We start from the raw sequence: 16636 nt of genomic DNA, 5'->3' as shown, positions 1-16636 counted from the left end.
GTCGGAGCGCGGGTCAGCCGTGCCGGACGGTCAGCCCGTAGAACGCGACGCGGGCACCCTTGGTGGTGGAGTCGGACGAGGACTGGTTGTAGGACCCGGCCTTGAAGTACTGCTTGTACGGCTTGAAGGACGCCGGGATGCCATAGCGGGTGGTGCTGCCGTTGACGGTCAGCTCGATGGTGTCGCCGCCGGTCACGGCGATGCTGTACGTCCAGGTCTTGCCCACCGGCACCTGGCCCACGGTGTGCGCGGTCTGGCCGCCGGAGGGGGAGTTCTCGGTGCCCAGGACGATCTCGCCGTCGGAGTGGTAGTACAGCTCCAGGAGCGGCTTGGTGGAGGTACCGCCGGAGCCGAGGTGGATCTGTCCGACGCAGACGTTCTTGGTCACCGACACCACCCGGAGGGTCGCGCTCATCCGGTGCGTGCCGGTGAGCGCCCAGTCGGCCGCGCCGCCGCCGGGGTTCATCTCGCGCAGCTCGGAGCGGGCGTAGTTCGAGTTCGGCGTGGTGACGCCCTTCTCGGGCGCCCAGAAGGTCATCGCGCCGTCGCGGGTGTCGGTGTAGAAGTACGCGTCCTGGTAGCCGTTCGCGCCGCGCAGCCGGGACGAGGGGATCGTGGTGGGCGAGCCGGGGGAGCCGACCGGCTCCTGGAGCTGCCAGACCGACAGGTCGAAGTTGCCGCCGGGCGCCACGTCCGGGTCGGCCGCGTGCGCGGTTCCGCCGAGGGCGCCGAGAGTGAGGGCGAGGCTCGCGGCCGCCGCCGTGAGAAGCCGGGAACGGATCATGTGGGGGGGTCCTCCCGCCGGGCCGGACGCGTTCAGCAGTCTGAACACCGAACGCATCCTTGGACGTCGATGACCCGTGAAGCTAAAGGTCCGGTCCAGGCCCGTCAAGGGGTCACGGCATCAGCAGGAGCCCTCGTCCTGCCACGGACCCCAGTCGGAGCCGCTCGGCGTCTCGTTCTGGGTCCACCACTTGGCCTTCCAGTTGTGGTGGTTGTAGGACGCCTCGTCCCCGCTGACGTAGACGGCCGACGAACTCCAGGCCGCCTTGCAGGAGTTGCCGGGATTTGGGGGCGTCGGGGTCGGCGTGGGCGTGGGCGTGGAGTTCGGCGGGGTGGCACCGGCGAACTTCACCGAGAACTTGGCGAAGTCCCAGGCGCTCTGGGCCACGCTGGAGCAAGTGCCCGAGGTGCGGCCGCCGTTGTCGGCCGGGGTGCACTGGCGGTCGCGGTTCAAGCTCCAGAAGGTGAAGCGGTCCATGTGGTGGCCGGTGGCGAAGTCCAGCACCGTCTGGAAGTCGGCCTGGGAGAAGTACTCCCCGGTGTCGCTGCGGCCGTTCATCCCGGAGAAGCCCTCGTGGGCGTACGCCGTGGCCTCGTCCCAGTCGAAGGTGGAGCGCAGGACGCCGTTGAAGGCGGCCAGCGCGCTGGTCTGGCTCGCCGCGCCGTTGAAGCCGCCGTCGAAGGGCATGATGGAGAAGTTGTTCGGGGTGAAGCCCTGGGACTTCGCCTCCAGCAGCATCTGCTTGCCGAACCAGCCGGTGCCGTCCGCCGTGCCGGCCGTGGTCACCGAGACGTACAGGCCGGGGTTGTTCTGCTGGAGGATCTTGGCGGCGCCGATCTCGTTGTGGACGGCCGCCGTGTTCTCGTACTCCGGCTCCTCCAGGTCGAAGTCGATGGCGTGCAGGCCGTACTTGGTGATGACCTGCTGGTAGGCCGCCGCCGTGGCCGCCGGGTCGGCGCAGGTCTGGCCCAGCTTGGTGCCGCCGTAGCCACCGATCGAGATGGAGACGTCACCGCCCTTGGACCGGATGGTGTTGATCACCGACTGCACGGCGGTGTCCGAGGAGACCGGCGAGGTGCCGCCCCAGGTGGGAGAGCAGCCACCGCCGTTGGGTGCCAGCACGAACGCGAGCTGGAACGCCTTGAGGCCGGTGGCGTCCATGATGGCGGCCGCGTTCGGCGGGTCGTTGTCCGTCGGCATCAGATAGGGGGCCGCCGCGTACCAACGGTTGTCGAGCGCGCTCGTGGCGCCCGAGGCGCTGCCCGCGACCAGTGCCGTCGTGCCGGCCGCGGCCAGCGTGACGGCGGCGGCCGCGCCCAGACATGCCCGAAGACGTCTCACTAAGAGCCTCCAGAGGGGGTGGGGGATGGGGGAGTGCAAGACTCCTGGACAGCGCCCCTCTTGGTCTAGTCCAATACGCGTCTTTGGACTGGACCAAACCGTCTCTTTACCGAGGAGTAAGTGAACGGCCCTTGTGCGCAGGGCACTTGCCGAACCGGCCGATCTGCGCGGAACCGTGGCGGAGCGTCCGCCCTCTGAGGCACCCTTGACGCTGTGCGTACTGTTTCGCCACGTTTGAGCGGCGGTGCGCGACGGGGAGCGATCACACGAAGGGCGGGGCGAACTGCGGTGGAGATCACCATTCACAGACCCGGCGAACTGACCTCCGCGCTGCGCGGGGCCTGGCACCGGGCGATGGACGAGTCACCCGAGTACGCCAACCCCTTCCTCGCGCCGGAGTTCGCCATCGGAGTAGGCCGCCATCGGAGCGGCGTACGCATCGCGGTGCTGCGCGAGGGCGGGGAACCGGTCGGCTTCCTCCCCTATGAGCGGGGGCCGTTGGGCACCGGCCGGGCCATCGGCCTCGGACTCTCCGACTGCCAGGCGCTCGTGCACCGGCCGGGCGTCACCTGGGACGCGGCCGAACTGCTGCGCGCCTGCGGGCTCAGCATCTTCGAGTTCGACCATCTCGTCCAGGAGCAGCGGCCGTTCGCCCCGCATCTCACCGGCACCTTCGCCTCGCCGGTCATCGACGTGAAGCCCGGCGACGGCACCTACGCCGAGTGGCTGCGCGCCACCTATCCGGGGCTCGCCAAGACGACCCTGAAGAAGGAGCGCAGGCTCGGCCGGGACATCGGCGAGGTGCGGTTCGTGTTCGACGAACGCGACCCGGAGGTGCTGCGCACCCTCATGCGCTGGAAGTCGGCCCAGTACCGCCGCACCGGCCGCATGGACCGGTTCTCCCGCCCCTGGATCGTGGACCTGGTGAACCACCTCTTCCATGTCCGCGAGGAGCACTTCACCGGCGTGCTCTCCGTGCTGTACGCGGGAGACCGCCCGGTCGCCGCCCACTTCGGGCCGCGCTCCAGCACCGTCCTGGCCGCCTGGTTCACCGCCTACGACCCCGACCTGCACTACTACTCGCCGGGGTTGATGATGCACCTGCGTACGGCCGAGGGTGCCGCCCGCAGCGGCGTGACGCTGGTCGACCTCGGCCGGGGCGACAAGGAGTACAAGGACTGGCTCAAGACCCGCGAACTGCGGGTCGGTGAGGGCTTCGCGGCCCGCCCCCACCCTGTGGCGGTGGCCCAGCGGGTGTGGCGCCGGCCGGTGCGCGGGCTGCGCAACACCGTGCTGGCCCATCCCCAACTGCTGGCGCCCGCCGATCGGTTGCTGAAGACGGTGGGTCAACTACGCACCCAGGGGCGGCCGGGCCGCTGACCTCACCCGGCGGGACTGTCCGGACCAAAGCGCATGGTCCGGACAGTCCCGCCGCCGTGTGAACGGCCGCTGGATGTGAACGCCCTTGTGCAGAAAGGATTTAGCTTCCGAAGGCTTGCGCCCGTTTGGTTCATCCCTTAAATCAAAACATGAACTAAGCAGGGGCCGGTCTCCCGGTCCCGCAGTCGCAGGGAGCCGCAATGAGACTGAGATCCCTGGGGACAGCGCTCGCCGCCACGGCAGCACTGCTCGCCCTGCCCACCTTCCAACCACCGGCCGCCGTCGCCGCGACGGACGCCGCCCAAGCCGGCTGCAACACCGCCAACGCCGCGCAGGGCAAGCCCGCCACCGCCTCCTCCAGCGAGAGCGCGGGCACCCCGGCCTCCGCCGCCTTCGACGGCGACGCGGGCACCCGCTGGTCCAGCGCGTTCGCCGACCCGCAGTGGCTCCGCGTCGACCTCGGCTCGGTGCAGGACCTGTGCGGCATCGACCTGAACTGGGAAGCCGCCTACGGCAAGGACTTCCAGCTCCAGAGCTCGACCGACGGCACGAACTGGACCACGCTCAAGACCGTCACCGGCGCCACCGGCGGCACCGCCTCGTACGCGGTCAGCGGCTCCGGCCGCTACGTGCGCATCAACGGCACCGCCCGCGGCACGGCCTACGGCTACTCGCTGTGGGAGATGGCCGTGCACACCGGCACCACCGGTGTCCCGCCGGTGCAGGGCGGCGGCGACCTCGGCTCCAACGTGATCGTCGTCGACCCGAGCACGCCGAACCTCCAGCAGAAGTTCGACGACGTCTTCGCCCGCCAGGAGTCGAACCAGTTCGGCTCCGCCCGCTATCAGTTCCTGATGAAGCCCGGCACGTACAACAACATCAACGCCCAGCTCGGCTTCTACACCTCGATCTCCGGCCTCGGTCTCAACCCCGACGACGTGCAGATCAACGGTGACATCACCGTCGACGCGGGCTGGTTCAACGGCAACGCCACGCAGAACTTCTGGCGTTCGGCGGAGAACCTCGCCATCCGCCCGGTCAACGGCACCGACCGCTGGGCCGTCGCGCAGGCCGCCCCGTTCCGCCGCATCCACGTCCAGGGCGGGCTCAACCTCTCGCCCAACGGCTACGGCTGGGCCTCCGGCGGCTACATCGCCGACTCCAAGATCGACGGCACGGTCGGCCCGTACTCCCAGCAGCAGTGGTACACCCGTGACAGCTCGGTCGGCGGCTGGACCAACGGCGTCTGGAACATGGTCTTCAGCGGCGTCCAGGGCGCCCCGGCGACCAACTTCGACAGCGGCCCGTACACCACGCTGGACAACACGCCGGTCTCCCGCGAGAAGCCGTTCCTCTACCTCGACGGCTCCACGTACAAGGTGTTCGTCCCGGCCAAGCGCACCAACGCGCGGGGCGTGTCCTGGCCGGCCAACGCGGGGACCTCGCTGCCGCTGGACCAGTTCTACGTGGTCAAGCCCGGCGCGACGGCCGCCACCATCAACCAGGCGCTCGCCCAGGGCCTCAACCTGCTGTTCACGCCCGGCGTCTACCACCTGGACCGGGCCATCGAGGTCAACCGCGCCAACACCGTGGTCCTCGGCCTCGGTCTCGCCACCATCGTCCCGGACAACGGCGTCGACGCCATGCACGTCGCCGACGTGGACGGCGTCAAGCTGGCCGGCTTCCTCATCGACGCGGGCAGTGCCAACTCCGACACCCTGCTGCGGATCGGCCCGGCCGGCTCCACCGCCGACCACTCGGCCAACCCCACCACCATGCAGGACGTGTTCGTGCGCATCGGCGGCGCGGGCCCCGGCCTCGCCACCAACTCGGTCGTGGTCAACAGCAACAACGTCGTCATCGACCACACCTGGCTCTGGCGAGCCGACCACGGCAGCGGCGTCGGCTGGGACACCAACCGCGCCGACTACGGCCTGCGCGTGAACGGCAACGACGTCCTCGCCACCGGCCTGTTCGTCGAGCACTACAACAAGTACGACGTGTACTGGGCCGGGCAGCGCGGGCGCACGATCTTCTTCCAGAACGAGAAGGCGTACGACGTGCCCAACTCCGCCGCCATCACCCATGACGGCATCGTCGGCTACGCGGCCTACAAGATCGCCGACTCGGTCACCTCGCACGAGGCGTGGGGTCTGGGGAGTTACTGCAACTTCACCACGGACTCCTCCATCGTCCAGGCGCACGGCTTCCAGGTCCCGGTGAACTCCGGGGTCAAGCTGCACGACATCCTGGTGATCTCGCTCGGCGGCAAGGGCCAGTACGCCCACGTCGTCAACAACACCGGCGCCCCCACCTCGGGGTCCGACACCATCCCGTCCAAGATCACCCAGTTCCCGTAAGGCACACCGGCCCCTGCGTGTCCTCGCGGGCGCGCAGGGGCCGTCGTGTGCGCGGGGTCCGGCAGGCGGGGTCCGCGAGCCGCGCCTAGGGTGGCGTCGACGGAGGGCCGCGCGGCCCTCCGTCACGGCCCCCGGCCCGGTCAGGCGTCCGAGCGGCCGGCCGTCCAGGTCAACACCTGGGCTGCCGGGCCGACTTCACCCACCGGGAGCCTCCCGCTCCCGCCTCGGACGACCCCCGGTCCGGGGGCTCCTGCCCGAACGGAGTAGCACGGCGGGCGCCCCGCCGTGGCTGGCGCTGTGATGGAGGGGTCCCAACCTCGACCAGTGAGGCACCTCATGCGTATGCGCAAGCTTGCTACAACGGCCGTTCTCGCGGGCGCCCTTGCCCTGTCCGGCGCCACGGCGGCCCAGGCGGCAGACCCGGACCCGACCACCGGTGTCGCCGCCAACAGCCCCGGCGTCGCCTCCGGCAACGTCGTCCAGGTCCCCGTGGAGATCCCGGTCAACCTGTGCGGCAACACGATCGACGTCGTGGGCCTGCTGAACCCCGCGTTCGGCAACATCTGCGCCAACTCCTGAACGGCGCGTGACGGGTGCCGGTCCCTCCAGCGAGGGGCCGGCACCCGGCTGTCCCGGCTCAGTCGCGGGCGGCCGCGACGCTCTCCTTCGGGGCCGGGGCGACAGGGGGCCGGTCCGCCGGACGGCGGCCGCGCAGCAGCAGGCGCCGTACCGGACGCTCCACCCCCTCGAACAGCGCCCAGGACAGCCCGAGCGACACCGTGAACGCGGCCACGGTCACGCCGATCCCGGCCGCCGCGCCGAAGCGCGGCTTGTCTCCCAGCACGGCGATGCCCGCGCGCAGCACCAGCAGATGCACCATGTAGAACGCGAACGACAGCTCCCCGAGCCGCACCATCCGCCGCCCCCGCCAGAGTGTGGGCAGCCCGCGCAGGTCGGCGACGGCCGCCGCCGGGATCAGCGCGGTGAAGCCCGCCAGGGTGCAGGAGGTGGCCGCGTAACCGGGGGCCACCTGGGGGACGAGGAAGTAGCCGAGGATGGCCAGGGCGAGCGAGCCCTCCAGGCCGGGGCCGCGCCAGCGGTCGAGCAGCACCAGCCGCGCCGTGACCGTGCCGAGGACGAACTCCGGCAGCCGGGCGGCGGGCAGCGAGTACAGCGGCTGATCCAGCCAGTGGTGGGCGTCGGCCCAGGCCAGGCCCAGCGCGACCACCACCGCCGCGCCGCCCAGTATCAGCGTGCCGCGCGCGTCGAGCCTGCGCAGCAGCCAGAAGAGGGCCGGGAAGAGCGCGTAGAAGAACGCCTCGCAGGCCAGCGACCAGCTGACCGGGTTGAGCGTCTGCCACCAGGGCTGCCACCAGGAGTGCACCAGGGACAGGTTCGCCAGGGTCTGCTTCCAGGTCGGGAGCGCGGGCTTGCCCATGGCGAAGGCCACGGTGACCGCGATGAGGGCGGTGGCCAGGTGGACGGGGTAGACCCGCGCGATCCGCCGCCGCCAGAAACCGGGCGCCCGGTCGCCGGGCCGGGCCGACCAGGTGAGCACGAAGCCGGACAGGACGAAGAAGAACGACACCCCGGTGCCGCCGGGTGTGAAGGCCCAGGAGACCAGCCGCCCGGCCTGGCCGCCGAGGTAGCCGAAGTTGTTGATGTGCAGTCCGAACACCAGCAGGGCCGCCATCCAGCGCAGCCCGGTCAGCGAGGGCAGCGAAGGTCTGACGCCCCCCGGCGGGGAGGAGCGGGCGGTGGCCGCGTCGGGCCCGGCGGGCGGCGTCCGGGGCGTCCGGGTCGTCGCCGTGGTCATCCGATCACCTGCCGCTGGAGGTTCGCGTGGGGCATGGAGGGGACTGCTGCCCTCCCGCACCGCCACATTCACGTCATGCCGGAAACGTCACACTGCTGCCGAACGAGAGAGCCCCCGCGCTGCCACGGATGGCGGGCCCGGAGCACCCGGACGAGTGAGAGGCCGGTGCCGCGCGGAAGTGAGGATCGGGCGCTTGCGCGAGGACGGTGCGGGGAAACACAAGGGTGGGTTCCGGTTCGGGTCCGTTCACCCGTGCGAGGGACCGTGCGGCTCGGCGTGCCCCCGGGGCCGGAGCCGGGTCACATGATGCGGGCAGGCCCGCCGCGCTCCGGGTGCCGAACCGGTTCTCCACCGGGGACACGGAACGGCACCCAGCAGTCACACTAAGAAGTCAAAAAATTGCATAGCTCGTTTTCTTGAATCTCTCGTGTTTATGACGGTAGGTTCGTCCCATGACCGCATCCCAGCCTCCGACCACCGCCGCCGCGGAACTCCGCGGTGCGGGCCTCCGCGTCACGGCGGCCCGCGTCGCGCTGCTGGAGACCGTCCGTGCCGGCGACCACCTCGGTGCCGAGGCGATCGCCTCCCAGGTCCGCGAGCGTGTCGGCCACATCTCCGTGCAGGCCGTCTACGAGGCGCTGCACGCGCTGACCGGCGCGGGCCTCATACGCCGCATCGAGCCCGCGGGCAGCCCCGCCCGGTTCGAGGGACGCGTCGGCGACAACCACCACCACGCCGTGTGCCGGTCGTGCGGTGCCGTCGTCGACGTCGACTGTGCCGTGGGCCACGCGCCCTGCCTGACCGCTTCCGACAACCGGGGCTTCGCCATCGACGAGGCCGAGGTCGTGTACTGGGGCACCTGCTCCGACTGTTCCACCGGCCGCAGCTCCTGAGCGCCGGGTTCGTCCGTTCCGGAAGGATTGACAATGCCTGACAACGAAGACGCGATCGTCACCGACCCGAAGCCCGAGGAGTCCGGCGGCTGCCCCGTCGCCCACGGTGCCAGCGCCACTTCCCTGCACCCGGCCCTCGGCAGCGGCAACGACCGCTGGTGGCCCAAGCAGCTCAACCTGAAGGTCCTTGCGAAGAACCCGCCCGTCGCCAACCCGCTGGGCGAGGAGTTCGACTACGCCGAGGCGTTCCTCAGCCTCGACCTGCCGGCCGTCAAGCGCGACCTCGCGGAGGTGCTCACCACCTCCCAGGACTGGTGGCCCGCGGACTTCGGACACTACGGCCCGTTCATCATCCGGATGGCCTGGCACAGCGCCGGCACCTACCGGACCCGGGACGGCCGCGGTGGCGGCGGCACCGGCCAGCAGCGCTTCGCCCCCCTGAACAGCTGGCCGGACAACGCCAACCTGGACAAGGCCCGCCGTCTGCTGTGGCCGGTGAAGAAGAAGTACGGCCAGAACATCTCCTGGGCCGACCTCATGATCCTCGCGGGCAATGTCGCGCTGGAGACCATGGGCTTCAAGACCTTCGGCTTCGGCGGCGGCCGCGTGGACGCCTGGGAGCCCGACGCCGACGTGTACTGGGGTCCGGAGACCACCTGGCTCGGCGACGAGCGCTACACCGGCGACCGTGAGCTGGAGGAGCCCCTCGCGGCCGTCCAGATGGGCCTGATCTACGTCAACCCCGAGGGCCCCAACGGCCACCCGGACCCGATCGCCGCGGCCCGCGACATCCGCGAGACGTTCGGCCGCATGGCGATGAACGACGAGGAGACCGTCGCCCTGATCGCGGGCGGCCACACCTTCGGCAAGACCCACGGCGCGGGCCCGGCGAGCGACGTCGGCCCTGACCCGATGGACGCCCCGATGGAGCAGCAGGGCCTCGGCTGGAAGAACAGCTTCGGCACCGGCAAGGGCCCCGACACCATCACCTCGGGCCTCGAGGTCACCTGGAACTCCACGCCGATCACCTGGGACGTGAACTTCTTCGCCACCCTGTTCGGCTACGAGTGGGAGCTGACCGAGAGCCCCGCCGGCGCCAAGCAGTGGAAGCCGAAGGACGGCGCGGGCGAGGGCACCGTGCCCAGCGCCTTCGACCCGGCCAAGAAGATCGCGCCGAACATGCTCACGACGGACCTGTCGCTGCGCTTCGACCCGATCTACGAGCCGATCTCCCGCCGCTTCTACGAGAACCCGGAGGAGTTCGCGGACGCCTTCGCGCGTGCCTGGTACAAGCTGACCCACCGCGACATGGGCCCGAAGTCGCTGCTGCTCGGCCCGGAGGTCCCGGAGGAGACGCTGCTGTGGCAGGACCCGCTGCCCCAGCCGCAGGGCGAGCCGATCGACGCGGCCGACGCCGACGCGCTCAAGGGCAAGATCCTCGACTCGGGTCTCACCGTGTCCCAGCTCGTCAGCGCCGCCTGGGCGTCCGCGTCCACCTTCCGCGGCAGTGACAAGCGCGGCGGTGCGGACGGCTCCCGCGTCCGTCTGGAGCCGCAGCGCGGCTGGGAGGTCAACGACCCCGACCAGCTCGCCCTGGTGCTGCGCACCCTCGAGGGCATCCAGGAGGAGTTCAACGCCTCCGCCGGTGCCAAGCACGTCTCCCTGGCCGACCTGATCGTCCTCGGCGGCGACGCCGCGGTGGAGAAGGCCGCCAAGGACGGCGGGTTCCCGGTTCAGGTGCCCTTCACGCCGGGCCGCGTGGACGCCAGCCAGGAGCAGACCGACGTCGAGTCCTTCGAGGCGCTCAAGCCCGCCGCCGACGGCTTCCGCAACTACGTCGGCAAGGGCAGCAACCCCGGCCGCGCCGAGTACGCGCTCGTCGACCGCGCCAACCTGCTGACCCTCAGCTCCCCGGAGATGACCGTCCTCGTCGGCGGTCTGCGGGTCCTGGGCGCCAACTACCAGGACTCCAAGCTGGGTGTCCTCACCGAGACGCCGGGCGTGCTGACGAACGACTACTTCGTCAACCTGCTCGACCTGGGTACGACGTGGAGCTCCACGTCCGAGGACGAGGCCACGTTCGAGGGCCGCGACGCGGCCACCGGCGCGGCCAGGTGGACCGGCACCCGTGCCGACCTGGTCTTCGGCTCCAACGCCGAGCTGCGCGCCGTCGCCGAGGTGTACGCCAGCGACGACGCCAAGGAGAAGTTCGTCAAGGACTTCGCCGCCGCGTGGCACAAGGTGATGAACCTCGGCCGGTTCGACCTCGCCTGAGCCCGAACACCCGGAAGGGGCGCCCCCGAGCCGACCGGCCCGGGGGCGCCCCCTTTGTGTGAAACCCCCGGCGACCTGCGGTTCCCGCTTCCCCGGCGTCCGGTACTGCGGGCTCGCCGGGACAGGTGCACGATGGTGGTGTGGCAGGCGAGAGGAGGCTGCCGATGACTCGGACACCTCCGGAGACGATCACCCCTCTGCGGCTGTGGCGCTGGCGGCGTAATCCGTTGCGGCGGCACGGTGACCTCGTCGAGGGCTGGGTCGTGCTCCTCACCTGGATCTTCGTCGTACTGGGCGGTGCCCTCGCGGGTTACGCCGCCGCGAGTTCCGTGGACTCCACACTCGCCGCTCGCCGCGACCAGGTGCACGAGGTCCGCGCCGTGCTCACCGGCCCCGCGCCGAAGACCCCGCCGGCGGGCAGCGGCTACGACGACGACCGGGTCTGGGCCGCGGTGCGCTGGACCGACGGCAAGGGCGCCGTGCACACCGACCGGGCCAAGGTGAGCCCCGGCACCGCGGCCGGGAGCACCGTCACCCTCTGGACCGACGGCACCGGACGCACCGTGCCGCCGCCCGCCTCCCTGGCCGAGGCCCTGCTCCAGACCGTGCTCACCGGTGTCCTCGTCGCCCAGATCACCGGCACGGTCGTCTGGGCCTCCGGACGGCTGGTGTGCGGCTCCCTCGTCCGGCGCCGGCTCGCGGAGTGGGACGAGGAGTGGAAACGCGTCGGGCCGGAATGGCGCCGGCTGAGCGGCGGCCGGGGCTGAGCCACCCCGCCCGGCTCACCCGCGCAGTGCCTCGAACGCCCGCCGGGCCGCGACCCCGATGGCCAGGTCGATGTCCGGGGCCTGGGACGCCCTGCGGTCCGCGCGGGTCAGCGCGGCCAGGGCGACGCGGTCGCCGGAGTCCGCCTCCACCACGCCGACCTCGTGCCGCAGATGCAGGAACGTGCCCGTCTTGCCGCTGTAGCGGAGCGAGTCCGCGCGCAGTTCGCTCACCATGCGGTGCGCGAAGACCTGCAGGCCCATGAGACGGCGCAGCTCCGCGGTGGCACGCGGATCGGCGATCTCGTCGCGCCACACCCGCTCCAGCAGGGACACCAGCGCCCCGGCCGTGCCGGTACTGGCGTGCGCCGGATCCAGGGTCTCGATGGTGTGGTGGCCGGTGCGCTCGTCGCGTACGGCCAGCTCCAGCGCGAGCGAGAAGTCGTTGCCCGACGCCCCGGCCGCGCAGGCGTACATGTGGTGCAGGCGGTGCCGCACGCGCAGACCGGGGCAGTCCCAGGAACGCAGCCGGGCGGCCACCTCCGGGACCGGCACCAGGTCGAGGAGGAGGTCCGCCGCGGCGTTGTCGCTCACCGAGAGCATCATCAGCAGCAGGTCGCCGACGGCCAGCGTCGCCGGATGGCGGAACGCCGCGAGCCCGGTCGGACCGGCGCCGCCCGGGGAGGGCACGAAGGTCACGGGCCGGGCGGCGTCGAGTTCCCCTGCGGCGATCCGGTCCAGCACCACCAGGGCCAGCGGGACCTTCACCACCGAGGCGAGCGGCACCGGCACCTCGACGTCGAAGCCCAGTTGCTCACCGGTGTCGATGTTCCGGGCCAGGAAGGAGCCCCGTACCCCGAGCGCGTCCCACTCGCGGGCGATGCCGTCCGCCACGTCGCGCAGGATGCCGTCCGAGGCCGCGTGGGCCGGGGCGTAGGTGGTCTCGACGGTCATCCGGTCACCCCCGCCAGCACCCCGGCCAGCCATGCCGGGACCTCGCCCGTCTCCCCGTGGGTCTCGCTCGCGCCGATCTCGTAGCCCCGGTGCAGGGAGGCGTCGGCCAGCGGGGCCCAGCTCGCGCCGTGCTGCCGGGCGAACGGCTCCGCGCACAGCAGCCGCGCCCGCCCGGCAAGTGTGTCGGCCAGCGCGGTGGAGGCCGGGCCCGCGGTCCCGACGAGCGTCTCCGGCAGCCCGGCACGGGCCGCGGCCCGCCCCAGACGGTCCTGTGCGTAGGGCACTTCGTCCTCCTCCAGGGTCAGGATCGGCAGCCCGGCCGCGCCTCGGGGCGGCCGCAGGTCCTCCAGATGGACGGTGCGCCGCCTGGCCGATTCCACCCCCGGAGCGGCCGCCAGGCCGAGCGGGACGCGCAGCGCGGCCCGCTCGGGAGCCACGCGGAGCAGGGCGTACGCCAGCGAGCCGTCACTGATCCCCAAGTGCCGCTGCTGGGGCGTCAGTTCACGCACGGCGAGTGCAGTGCCGTGTTCCGCGCCCGCGCGGATCACACCGGCCAGGGCCACGGGTGCGCAGTGCGCGGGCACCCCCACGACGCGCACCCGCGCGGCACGTGCCGAACGGGCCGCCTGCCCGAGCCGCTCGGCCCGCTCCAGCACGTCGCGCGCGTACGGCAGCAGTGAGCCGCCGAACTCCGTCACGGCGACCTGCCGTCGTGAGCGGTCGAACAACTGGCCGCCGAAATACGTCTCCAGCGACTTGATGCGGCGGCTGAGGAGCGGCTGCGCGATCCCCAGCCGCTCGGCCGCGCGCGAGAAGCTCACTTCGTCGGCCGTCGCGGTGAACGCCGCGAGATGCGCGAGCAGATCCATCCCGGAGTCATATCAATAAGTCATGGCACGTTCAAAGTTCACTCTTGGACATGAGCGGTGTCCTGCTGTTTCGCTGTCCCCCGTCGGTGATCCAACATCCCCGACGGCCCAACTCCCTTGGAGGACACCGCACATGACCCGTGCCACCCCTGTCCCGCGCCGCCGTCTGCTCCGCGCGGGCGCGGCCCTCACCGTGGCGGCCGCCGCCGCCTCGGCGGCCTCCACCGCCCCCGCCTGGGCCACCCCGGACGACGCCGCCCTGCGCCCCGAGCTGAGCGCGCTGGAGAAGCGGTACGGCGCCCGGCTCGGCGTGTACGCGCACAACCCGCGCACGGGTGCGACGGTGGCGTTCCGCGCCGACGAGCCGTTCGCCATGTGCTCGACGTTCAAGGCGATCGCCGCGGCGGCCGTCCTGCGCGACCACGGCGGCCGCGCGGCGCTGAGCGAGGTGATCCACTTTCCGCCGGCGGACATCCTGTCCAACTCCGAGCAGAGCAAGGCCCACGTGGAGACGGGGATGGCGCTGGGCGACGTGTGCGCGGCCGCGATCCAGTACAGCGACAACACGGCGGGCAACCTCATGCTGCGCCGGATCGGCGGCCCGGCCGGTCTCACCCGCTTCTTCCGGTCCCTCGGCGACCGGGTGAGCCGGCTCGACCGGTGGGAGACCGACCTGAACACCGCCGTGCCCGGTGACGTGCGCGACACCACGACCCCGCGCGCCCTCGGCCGCTCCTTCGAACTGCTCACCCTGGGAGGGGCGTTGGCCGGCGCCGACCGGGAGCAGTTCGTCGGCTGGCTGCGCGGCAACACCACCAGCGCCAAGCGGTTCGGCGCCGGCCTCCCGCCCGGCTGGCTCCTCGCCGACAAGACGGGCACCGGCTCCTACGCCACCGCCAACGACCTCGGCGTGGCCTGGACCGGCAAGGGGACGCCCCTGCTGCTCTCCGTGCTGTCCACCAAGCCCACCCCCGACGCGCTCGTCGACGACGCGCTGATCGAGGAGACCGCGCGCCTGCTCGCCGCCCACCTGGCGCCGGGCGAGTAGCCGCCGGCGGCCCCGCCGCACCCGGCGGGGCCGACCCGCGCAATTCGGGGATGTCGGGTCCCGTGCCGAAATCTGCCGTCCGTGCTGACCTGCCCATTCGATCCCGTCGCCACTGTGATGATGCTCAACTCGTGGAAAATTGACGGGAGTTGTAAAGGCGACAAGACTCTGACCGTCCTCGCTCCGCCTCGGGCGGGCGAAGGGCCGAGGGGCGCCGCGCGCATGCTCGCGCGCGCCCTGCCACCTCCCACACCCTTTGAACGGACAGAGGCTCACCTTGGCACGCTCGCAACCAGCCAGATTTCTCGCCGCGACCGCCGCGGCCTTCCTCTCGGCGGCCGCCGCGCCCCTGATCGGCGCCACCGCCGCCCACGCCCAGGACGGCGGCGTCTGCTCGGCCGCCACCGTGCAGTACCGCCTGGTCGACGGCGACGGCAAGGTCGTCGGCGCCGACTGGTCCTCGGAGGGCGGGTTCCATCAGTGGGACACCGTGCCCGGCATCGTCGAGGTCCGCCTCGCGCCCGGCCAGAGTGTCGGCGCGGGGTGCAGCTACCCCGTCTCCCTGGCCGAGTACACCACCGAGGGCCCCGACTGGCCCTCCTCCGGCCACCAGGAAATGATCGACAAGGCCACCGTCCACCTCACCGCCGAGGACGTCGCGGGCCAGGACGACGCCGGCCGCACCTGGAAGAAGCTCAGCGTCAAGGCGCCGACCTGCTTCGGCCAGACCGACCTGTACGGCGACGACGTGGCCTACGACGGCAAGGAGGGCGAGGGGCACGGCCCGCTGCCCGACGTGCGCACCGGCGCCCTCACCCCGTTCCACCTGATCGCCGCCTGGAACGGCGGGGACAAGCGGTGCGAACCCGGTACGCCGGAGTCGGCCACCCCCAGCCCGTCCGCGCCCAGCCCCTCCGCGCCCGGGGCGTCCGCGAGCCCGGCGCCGAGCGTGCCGCCCGCCGCGAACGAGCCGAGCGCCCCCGCCGAGGGCGGCAAGCCTCCGGCGAGCCCGAAGCCCGGCGCGACGCCGTCCACCAACCCGAAGGTGCCGCCGGCCCAGTCCAGCCCGCCCGCCCCCAAGTCCTCGCCGAACGGCGGCAACCCGCCGCTGGCGGAGACCGGTGCGGGTGCCCCGGTCGGCATGCTCGCGGGTGGGGCCGCGCTCGTGCTGGCCGTGGGAGCCGGGACGGTGTACGCCACGCGCGCACGTCGTTCCTGACCCCTCCCGCGTCATCGGCGCGGGACGGGTAGGCAGGAGGGGGACCGTCGGCGGACGGTCCCCCTCTTCCGGCTTCACACGCCTTTGACCTGCGCGGACGGACTCCGTACCCGATCTTTGCCCGGCCGGTTTCCCTGTACCGGCAGTAACATGATCATCTTTTCTTCGGAAGTTACTCGTCAGTCAACCAGGCGCCGTCCGCGTGGGCGCGCCCTCTTCCGGAGATGACCATGTCCTCTGCCGATGAGGCGTTGGAAAACGCCCGAACCACCTACGAGCAGCACGTGCGGACCTGCCGCCAGTGCCATGCCGACGGCGCGGCCTGCGCCGTCGCCAAGGTCCATCTGCGCGGGTACAACAACGCCCGCCGCGACCACCTCCGCGCCACCGGCGGCACCGCTCCCAGAGGCTGACGCGCCGCGGCGTCCGGGAAATCCCGGACGGCGGTGTCGAGAACCTGTGTCCGGCTCCGTCCCCGCTGCTGACGCGACCACAATGGGTCGCCTCAGCGAGGAGGACCACGATGGCCAAGTACCTGCTGCTCAAGCATTACCGCGGCGCTCCGGCGGCGGTCAACGACGTCCCGATGGACCAGTGGACGCCGGAGGAGATCACGGCCCACGTGCGGTACATGAACGAGTTCGCCGCCCGCCTCGAGGAGACCGGCGAGTTCGTCGACAGCCAGGCACTCGCCCCCGAGGGGACCTTCGTCCGGTACGACGGCGAAGGGCGCCCGCCGGTCACCGACGGTCCCTTCGCCGAGACCAAGGACCTCATCGCCGGCTGGATGGTGATCGACGTCGACAGCCACGAGCGGGCCCTCGAACTGGCCGGGGAGCTCTCCGCCGCCCCCGGGGCCGGCGGCAGGCCGATCCACGAGTGGCTGGAGCTGCGCCCGTTCCTGGGCGAGCACCGCACCGTCACGGAGTGACCC

General features: G+C 71.7%; 15 protein-coding genes. 10 read left to right on the top strand and 5 right to left on the bottom strand.

The window, feature by feature from the left end:
• Positions 1 to 13: 13 nt before the first annotated feature.
• Positions 14 to 784 carry a polysaccharide lyase family 7 protein gene (locus HEK131_RS16490; RefSeq protein ID WP_244335882.1) on the bottom strand — a complete coding sequence of 257 codons (771 nt, stop codon included), beginning with the start codon at positions 782 to 784 and terminating at the stop codon, positions 14 to 16.
• Positions 785 to 904: 120 nt separating this feature from the next.
• A complete protein-coding gene (locus tag HEK131_RS16485) occupies positions 905 to 2125 on the bottom strand; it encodes a carbohydrate-binding protein (protein WP_244335881.1) in 1221 nt (406 codons plus the stop codon).
• A gap of 288 nt (positions 2126 to 2413) precedes the next feature.
• Here HEK131_RS16485 and HEK131_RS16480 point away from each other — a divergent pair, with 288 nt between their 5' ends.
• From HEK131_RS16480 to HEK131_RS16470, 3 genes are all read left to right on the top strand, one after another.
• A complete protein-coding gene (locus HEK131_RS16480; protein WP_244335880.1) occupies positions 2414 to 3505 on the top strand; it encodes a GNAT family N-acetyltransferase in 1092 nt (363 codons plus the stop codon).
• Between the two features lie 200 nt (positions 3506 to 3705).
• Positions 3706 to 5865 (top strand): discoidin domain-containing protein, encoded by a 2160-nt coding sequence (locus HEK131_RS16475; RefSeq protein ID WP_217462220.1) that lies wholly within the window; start codon positions 3706 to 3708, stop codon positions 5863 to 5865.
• A 342-nt stretch (positions 5866 to 6207) separates the two neighbouring features.
• Entirely contained in the window at positions 6208 to 6444 is a 237-nt protein-coding gene (locus tag HEK131_RS16470) for a chaplin (protein WP_244452040.1), read from the top strand.
• Positions 6445 to 6502: 58 nt separating this feature from the next.
• Here HEK131_RS16470 and HEK131_RS16465 read toward each other — a convergent pair whose 3' ends face one another.
• Positions 6503 to 7681 (bottom strand): acyltransferase family protein, encoded by a 1179-nt coding sequence (locus tag HEK131_RS16465; RefSeq protein ID WP_244335879.1) that lies wholly within the window; start codon positions 7679 to 7681, stop codon positions 6503 to 6505.
• A 452-nt stretch (positions 7682 to 8133) separates the two neighbouring features.
• Here HEK131_RS16465 and HEK131_RS16460 point away from each other — a divergent pair, with 452 nt between their 5' ends.
• The 3 genes from HEK131_RS16460 (at position 8134) to HEK131_RS16450 (ending at position 11615) form a co-directional block, all read left to right on the top strand.
• A complete protein-coding gene (locus HEK131_RS16460; protein WP_217462218.1) occupies positions 8134 to 8574 on the top strand; it encodes a Fur family transcriptional regulator in 441 nt (146 codons plus the stop codon).
• A gap of 33 nt (positions 8575 to 8607) precedes the next feature.
• Positions 8608 to 10848, top strand: a complete 2241-nt coding sequence (katG, locus tag HEK131_RS16455) for a catalase/peroxidase HPI (RefSeq protein WP_244335878.1) — start codon at positions 8608 to 8610, stop codon at positions 10846 to 10848.
• Positions 10849 to 11012: 164 nt separating this feature from the next.
• A complete protein-coding gene (locus tag HEK131_RS16450; protein WP_244335877.1) occupies positions 11013 to 11615 on the top strand; it encodes an Rv1733c family protein in 603 nt (200 codons plus the stop codon).
• 15 nt (positions 11616 to 11630) lie between these two features.
• On the opposite strand, the gene HEK131_RS16445 is transcribed toward HEK131_RS16450, so the two are convergent.
• Both HEK131_RS16445 and HEK131_RS16440 read right to left on the bottom strand, forming a co-directional pair.
• Positions 11631 to 12566 (bottom strand): serine hydrolase, encoded by a 936-nt coding sequence (locus tag HEK131_RS16445; RefSeq protein ID WP_244335876.1) that lies wholly within the window; start codon positions 12564 to 12566, stop codon positions 11631 to 11633.
• Positions 12563 to 13435 carry a LysR family transcriptional regulator gene (locus tag HEK131_RS16440; protein WP_244335875.1) on the bottom strand — a complete coding sequence of 291 codons (873 nt, stop codon included), beginning with the start codon at positions 13433 to 13435 and terminating at the stop codon, positions 12563 to 12565. The genes HEK131_RS16445 and HEK131_RS16440 overlap by 4 nt, the downstream gene beginning before the upstream one ends.
• Before the next feature lie 133 nt (positions 13436 to 13568).
• Here HEK131_RS16440 and bla point away from each other — a divergent pair, with 133 nt between their 5' ends.
• The 4 genes from bla (at position 13569) to HEK131_RS16420 (ending at position 16633) form a co-directional block, all read left to right on the top strand.
• Entirely contained in the window at positions 13569 to 14483 is a 915-nt protein-coding gene (bla, locus tag HEK131_RS16435) for a class A beta-lactamase (protein ID WP_244335874.1), read from the top strand.
• Between the two features lie 277 nt (positions 14484 to 14760).
• Positions 14761 to 15702, top strand: coding sequence for a hypothetical protein (locus HEK131_RS16430; RefSeq protein ID WP_244335873.1), 942 nt, complete (start codon positions 14761 to 14763; stop codon positions 15700 to 15702).
• Positions 15703 to 15932: 230 nt separating this feature from the next.
• Positions 15933 to 16115 carry a hypothetical protein gene (locus tag HEK131_RS16425; protein WP_161146328.1) on the top strand — a complete coding sequence of 61 codons (183 nt, stop codon included), beginning with the start codon at positions 15933 to 15935 and terminating at the stop codon, positions 16113 to 16115.
• A 110-nt stretch (positions 16116 to 16225) separates the two neighbouring features.
• Positions 16226 to 16633, top strand: a complete 408-nt coding sequence (locus HEK131_RS16420) for a YciI family protein (protein ID WP_244335872.1) — start codon at positions 16226 to 16228, stop codon at positions 16631 to 16633.
• The last annotated feature ends 3 nt before the right edge of the window (positions 16634 to 16636 follow it).

Source organism: Streptomyces seoulensis, from assembly GCF_022846655.1.
Lineage (GTDB): Bacteria > Actinomycetota > Actinomycetes > Streptomycetales > Streptomycetaceae > Streptomyces.
Note: the sequence above shows the minus strand (reverse complement) of the source record. Positions and strands in the feature narration are given on the sequence as shown.

Excerpts from the sequence above, each read along its gene's own strand:
- HEK131_RS16490 (WP_244335882.1), bottom strand. The coding sequence starts at position 784 with ATGATCCGTTCCCGGCTTCTCACGGCGGCGGCCGCGAGCCTCGCCCTC.
- HEK131_RS16475 (WP_217462220.1), top strand. The coding sequence starts at position 3,706 with ATGAGACTGAGATCCCTGGGGACAGCGCTCGCCGCCACGGCAGCACTG.
- HEK131_RS16470 (WP_244452040.1), top strand. The coding sequence starts at position 6,208 with ATGCGCAAGCTTGCTACAACGGCCGTTCTCGCGGGCGCCCTTGCCCTG.
- HEK131_RS16465 (WP_244335879.1), bottom strand. The coding sequence starts at position 7,681 with ATGACCACGGCGACGACCCGGACGCCCCGGACGCCGCCCGCCGGGCCC.
- HEK131_RS16460 (WP_217462218.1), top strand. The coding sequence starts at position 8,134 with ATGACCGCATCCCAGCCTCCGACCACCGCCGCCGCGGAACTCCGCGGT.
- katG (WP_244335878.1), top strand. The coding sequence starts at position 8,608 with ATGCCTGACAACGAAGACGCGATCGTCACCGACCCGAAGCCCGAGGAG.
- HEK131_RS16450 (WP_244335877.1), top strand. The coding sequence starts at position 11,013 with ATGACTCGGACACCTCCGGAGACGATCACCCCTCTGCGGCTGTGGCGC.
- HEK131_RS16445 (WP_244335876.1), bottom strand. The coding sequence starts at position 12,566 with ATGACCGTCGAGACCACCTACGCCCCGGCCCACGCGGCCTCGGACGGC.
- HEK131_RS16440 (WP_244335875.1), bottom strand. The coding sequence starts at position 13,435 with ATGGATCTGCTCGCGCATCTCGCGGCGTTCACCGCGACGGCCGACGAA.
- bla (WP_244335874.1), top strand. The coding sequence starts at position 13,569 with ATGACCCGTGCCACCCCTGTCCCGCGCCGCCGTCTGCTCCGCGCGGGC.
- HEK131_RS16425 (WP_161146328.1), top strand. The coding sequence starts at position 15,933 with ATGTCCTCTGCCGATGAGGCGTTGGAAAACGCCCGAACCACCTACGAG.
- HEK131_RS16420 (WP_244335872.1), top strand. The coding sequence starts at position 16,226 with ATGGCCAAGTACCTGCTGCTCAAGCATTACCGCGGCGCTCCGGCGGCG.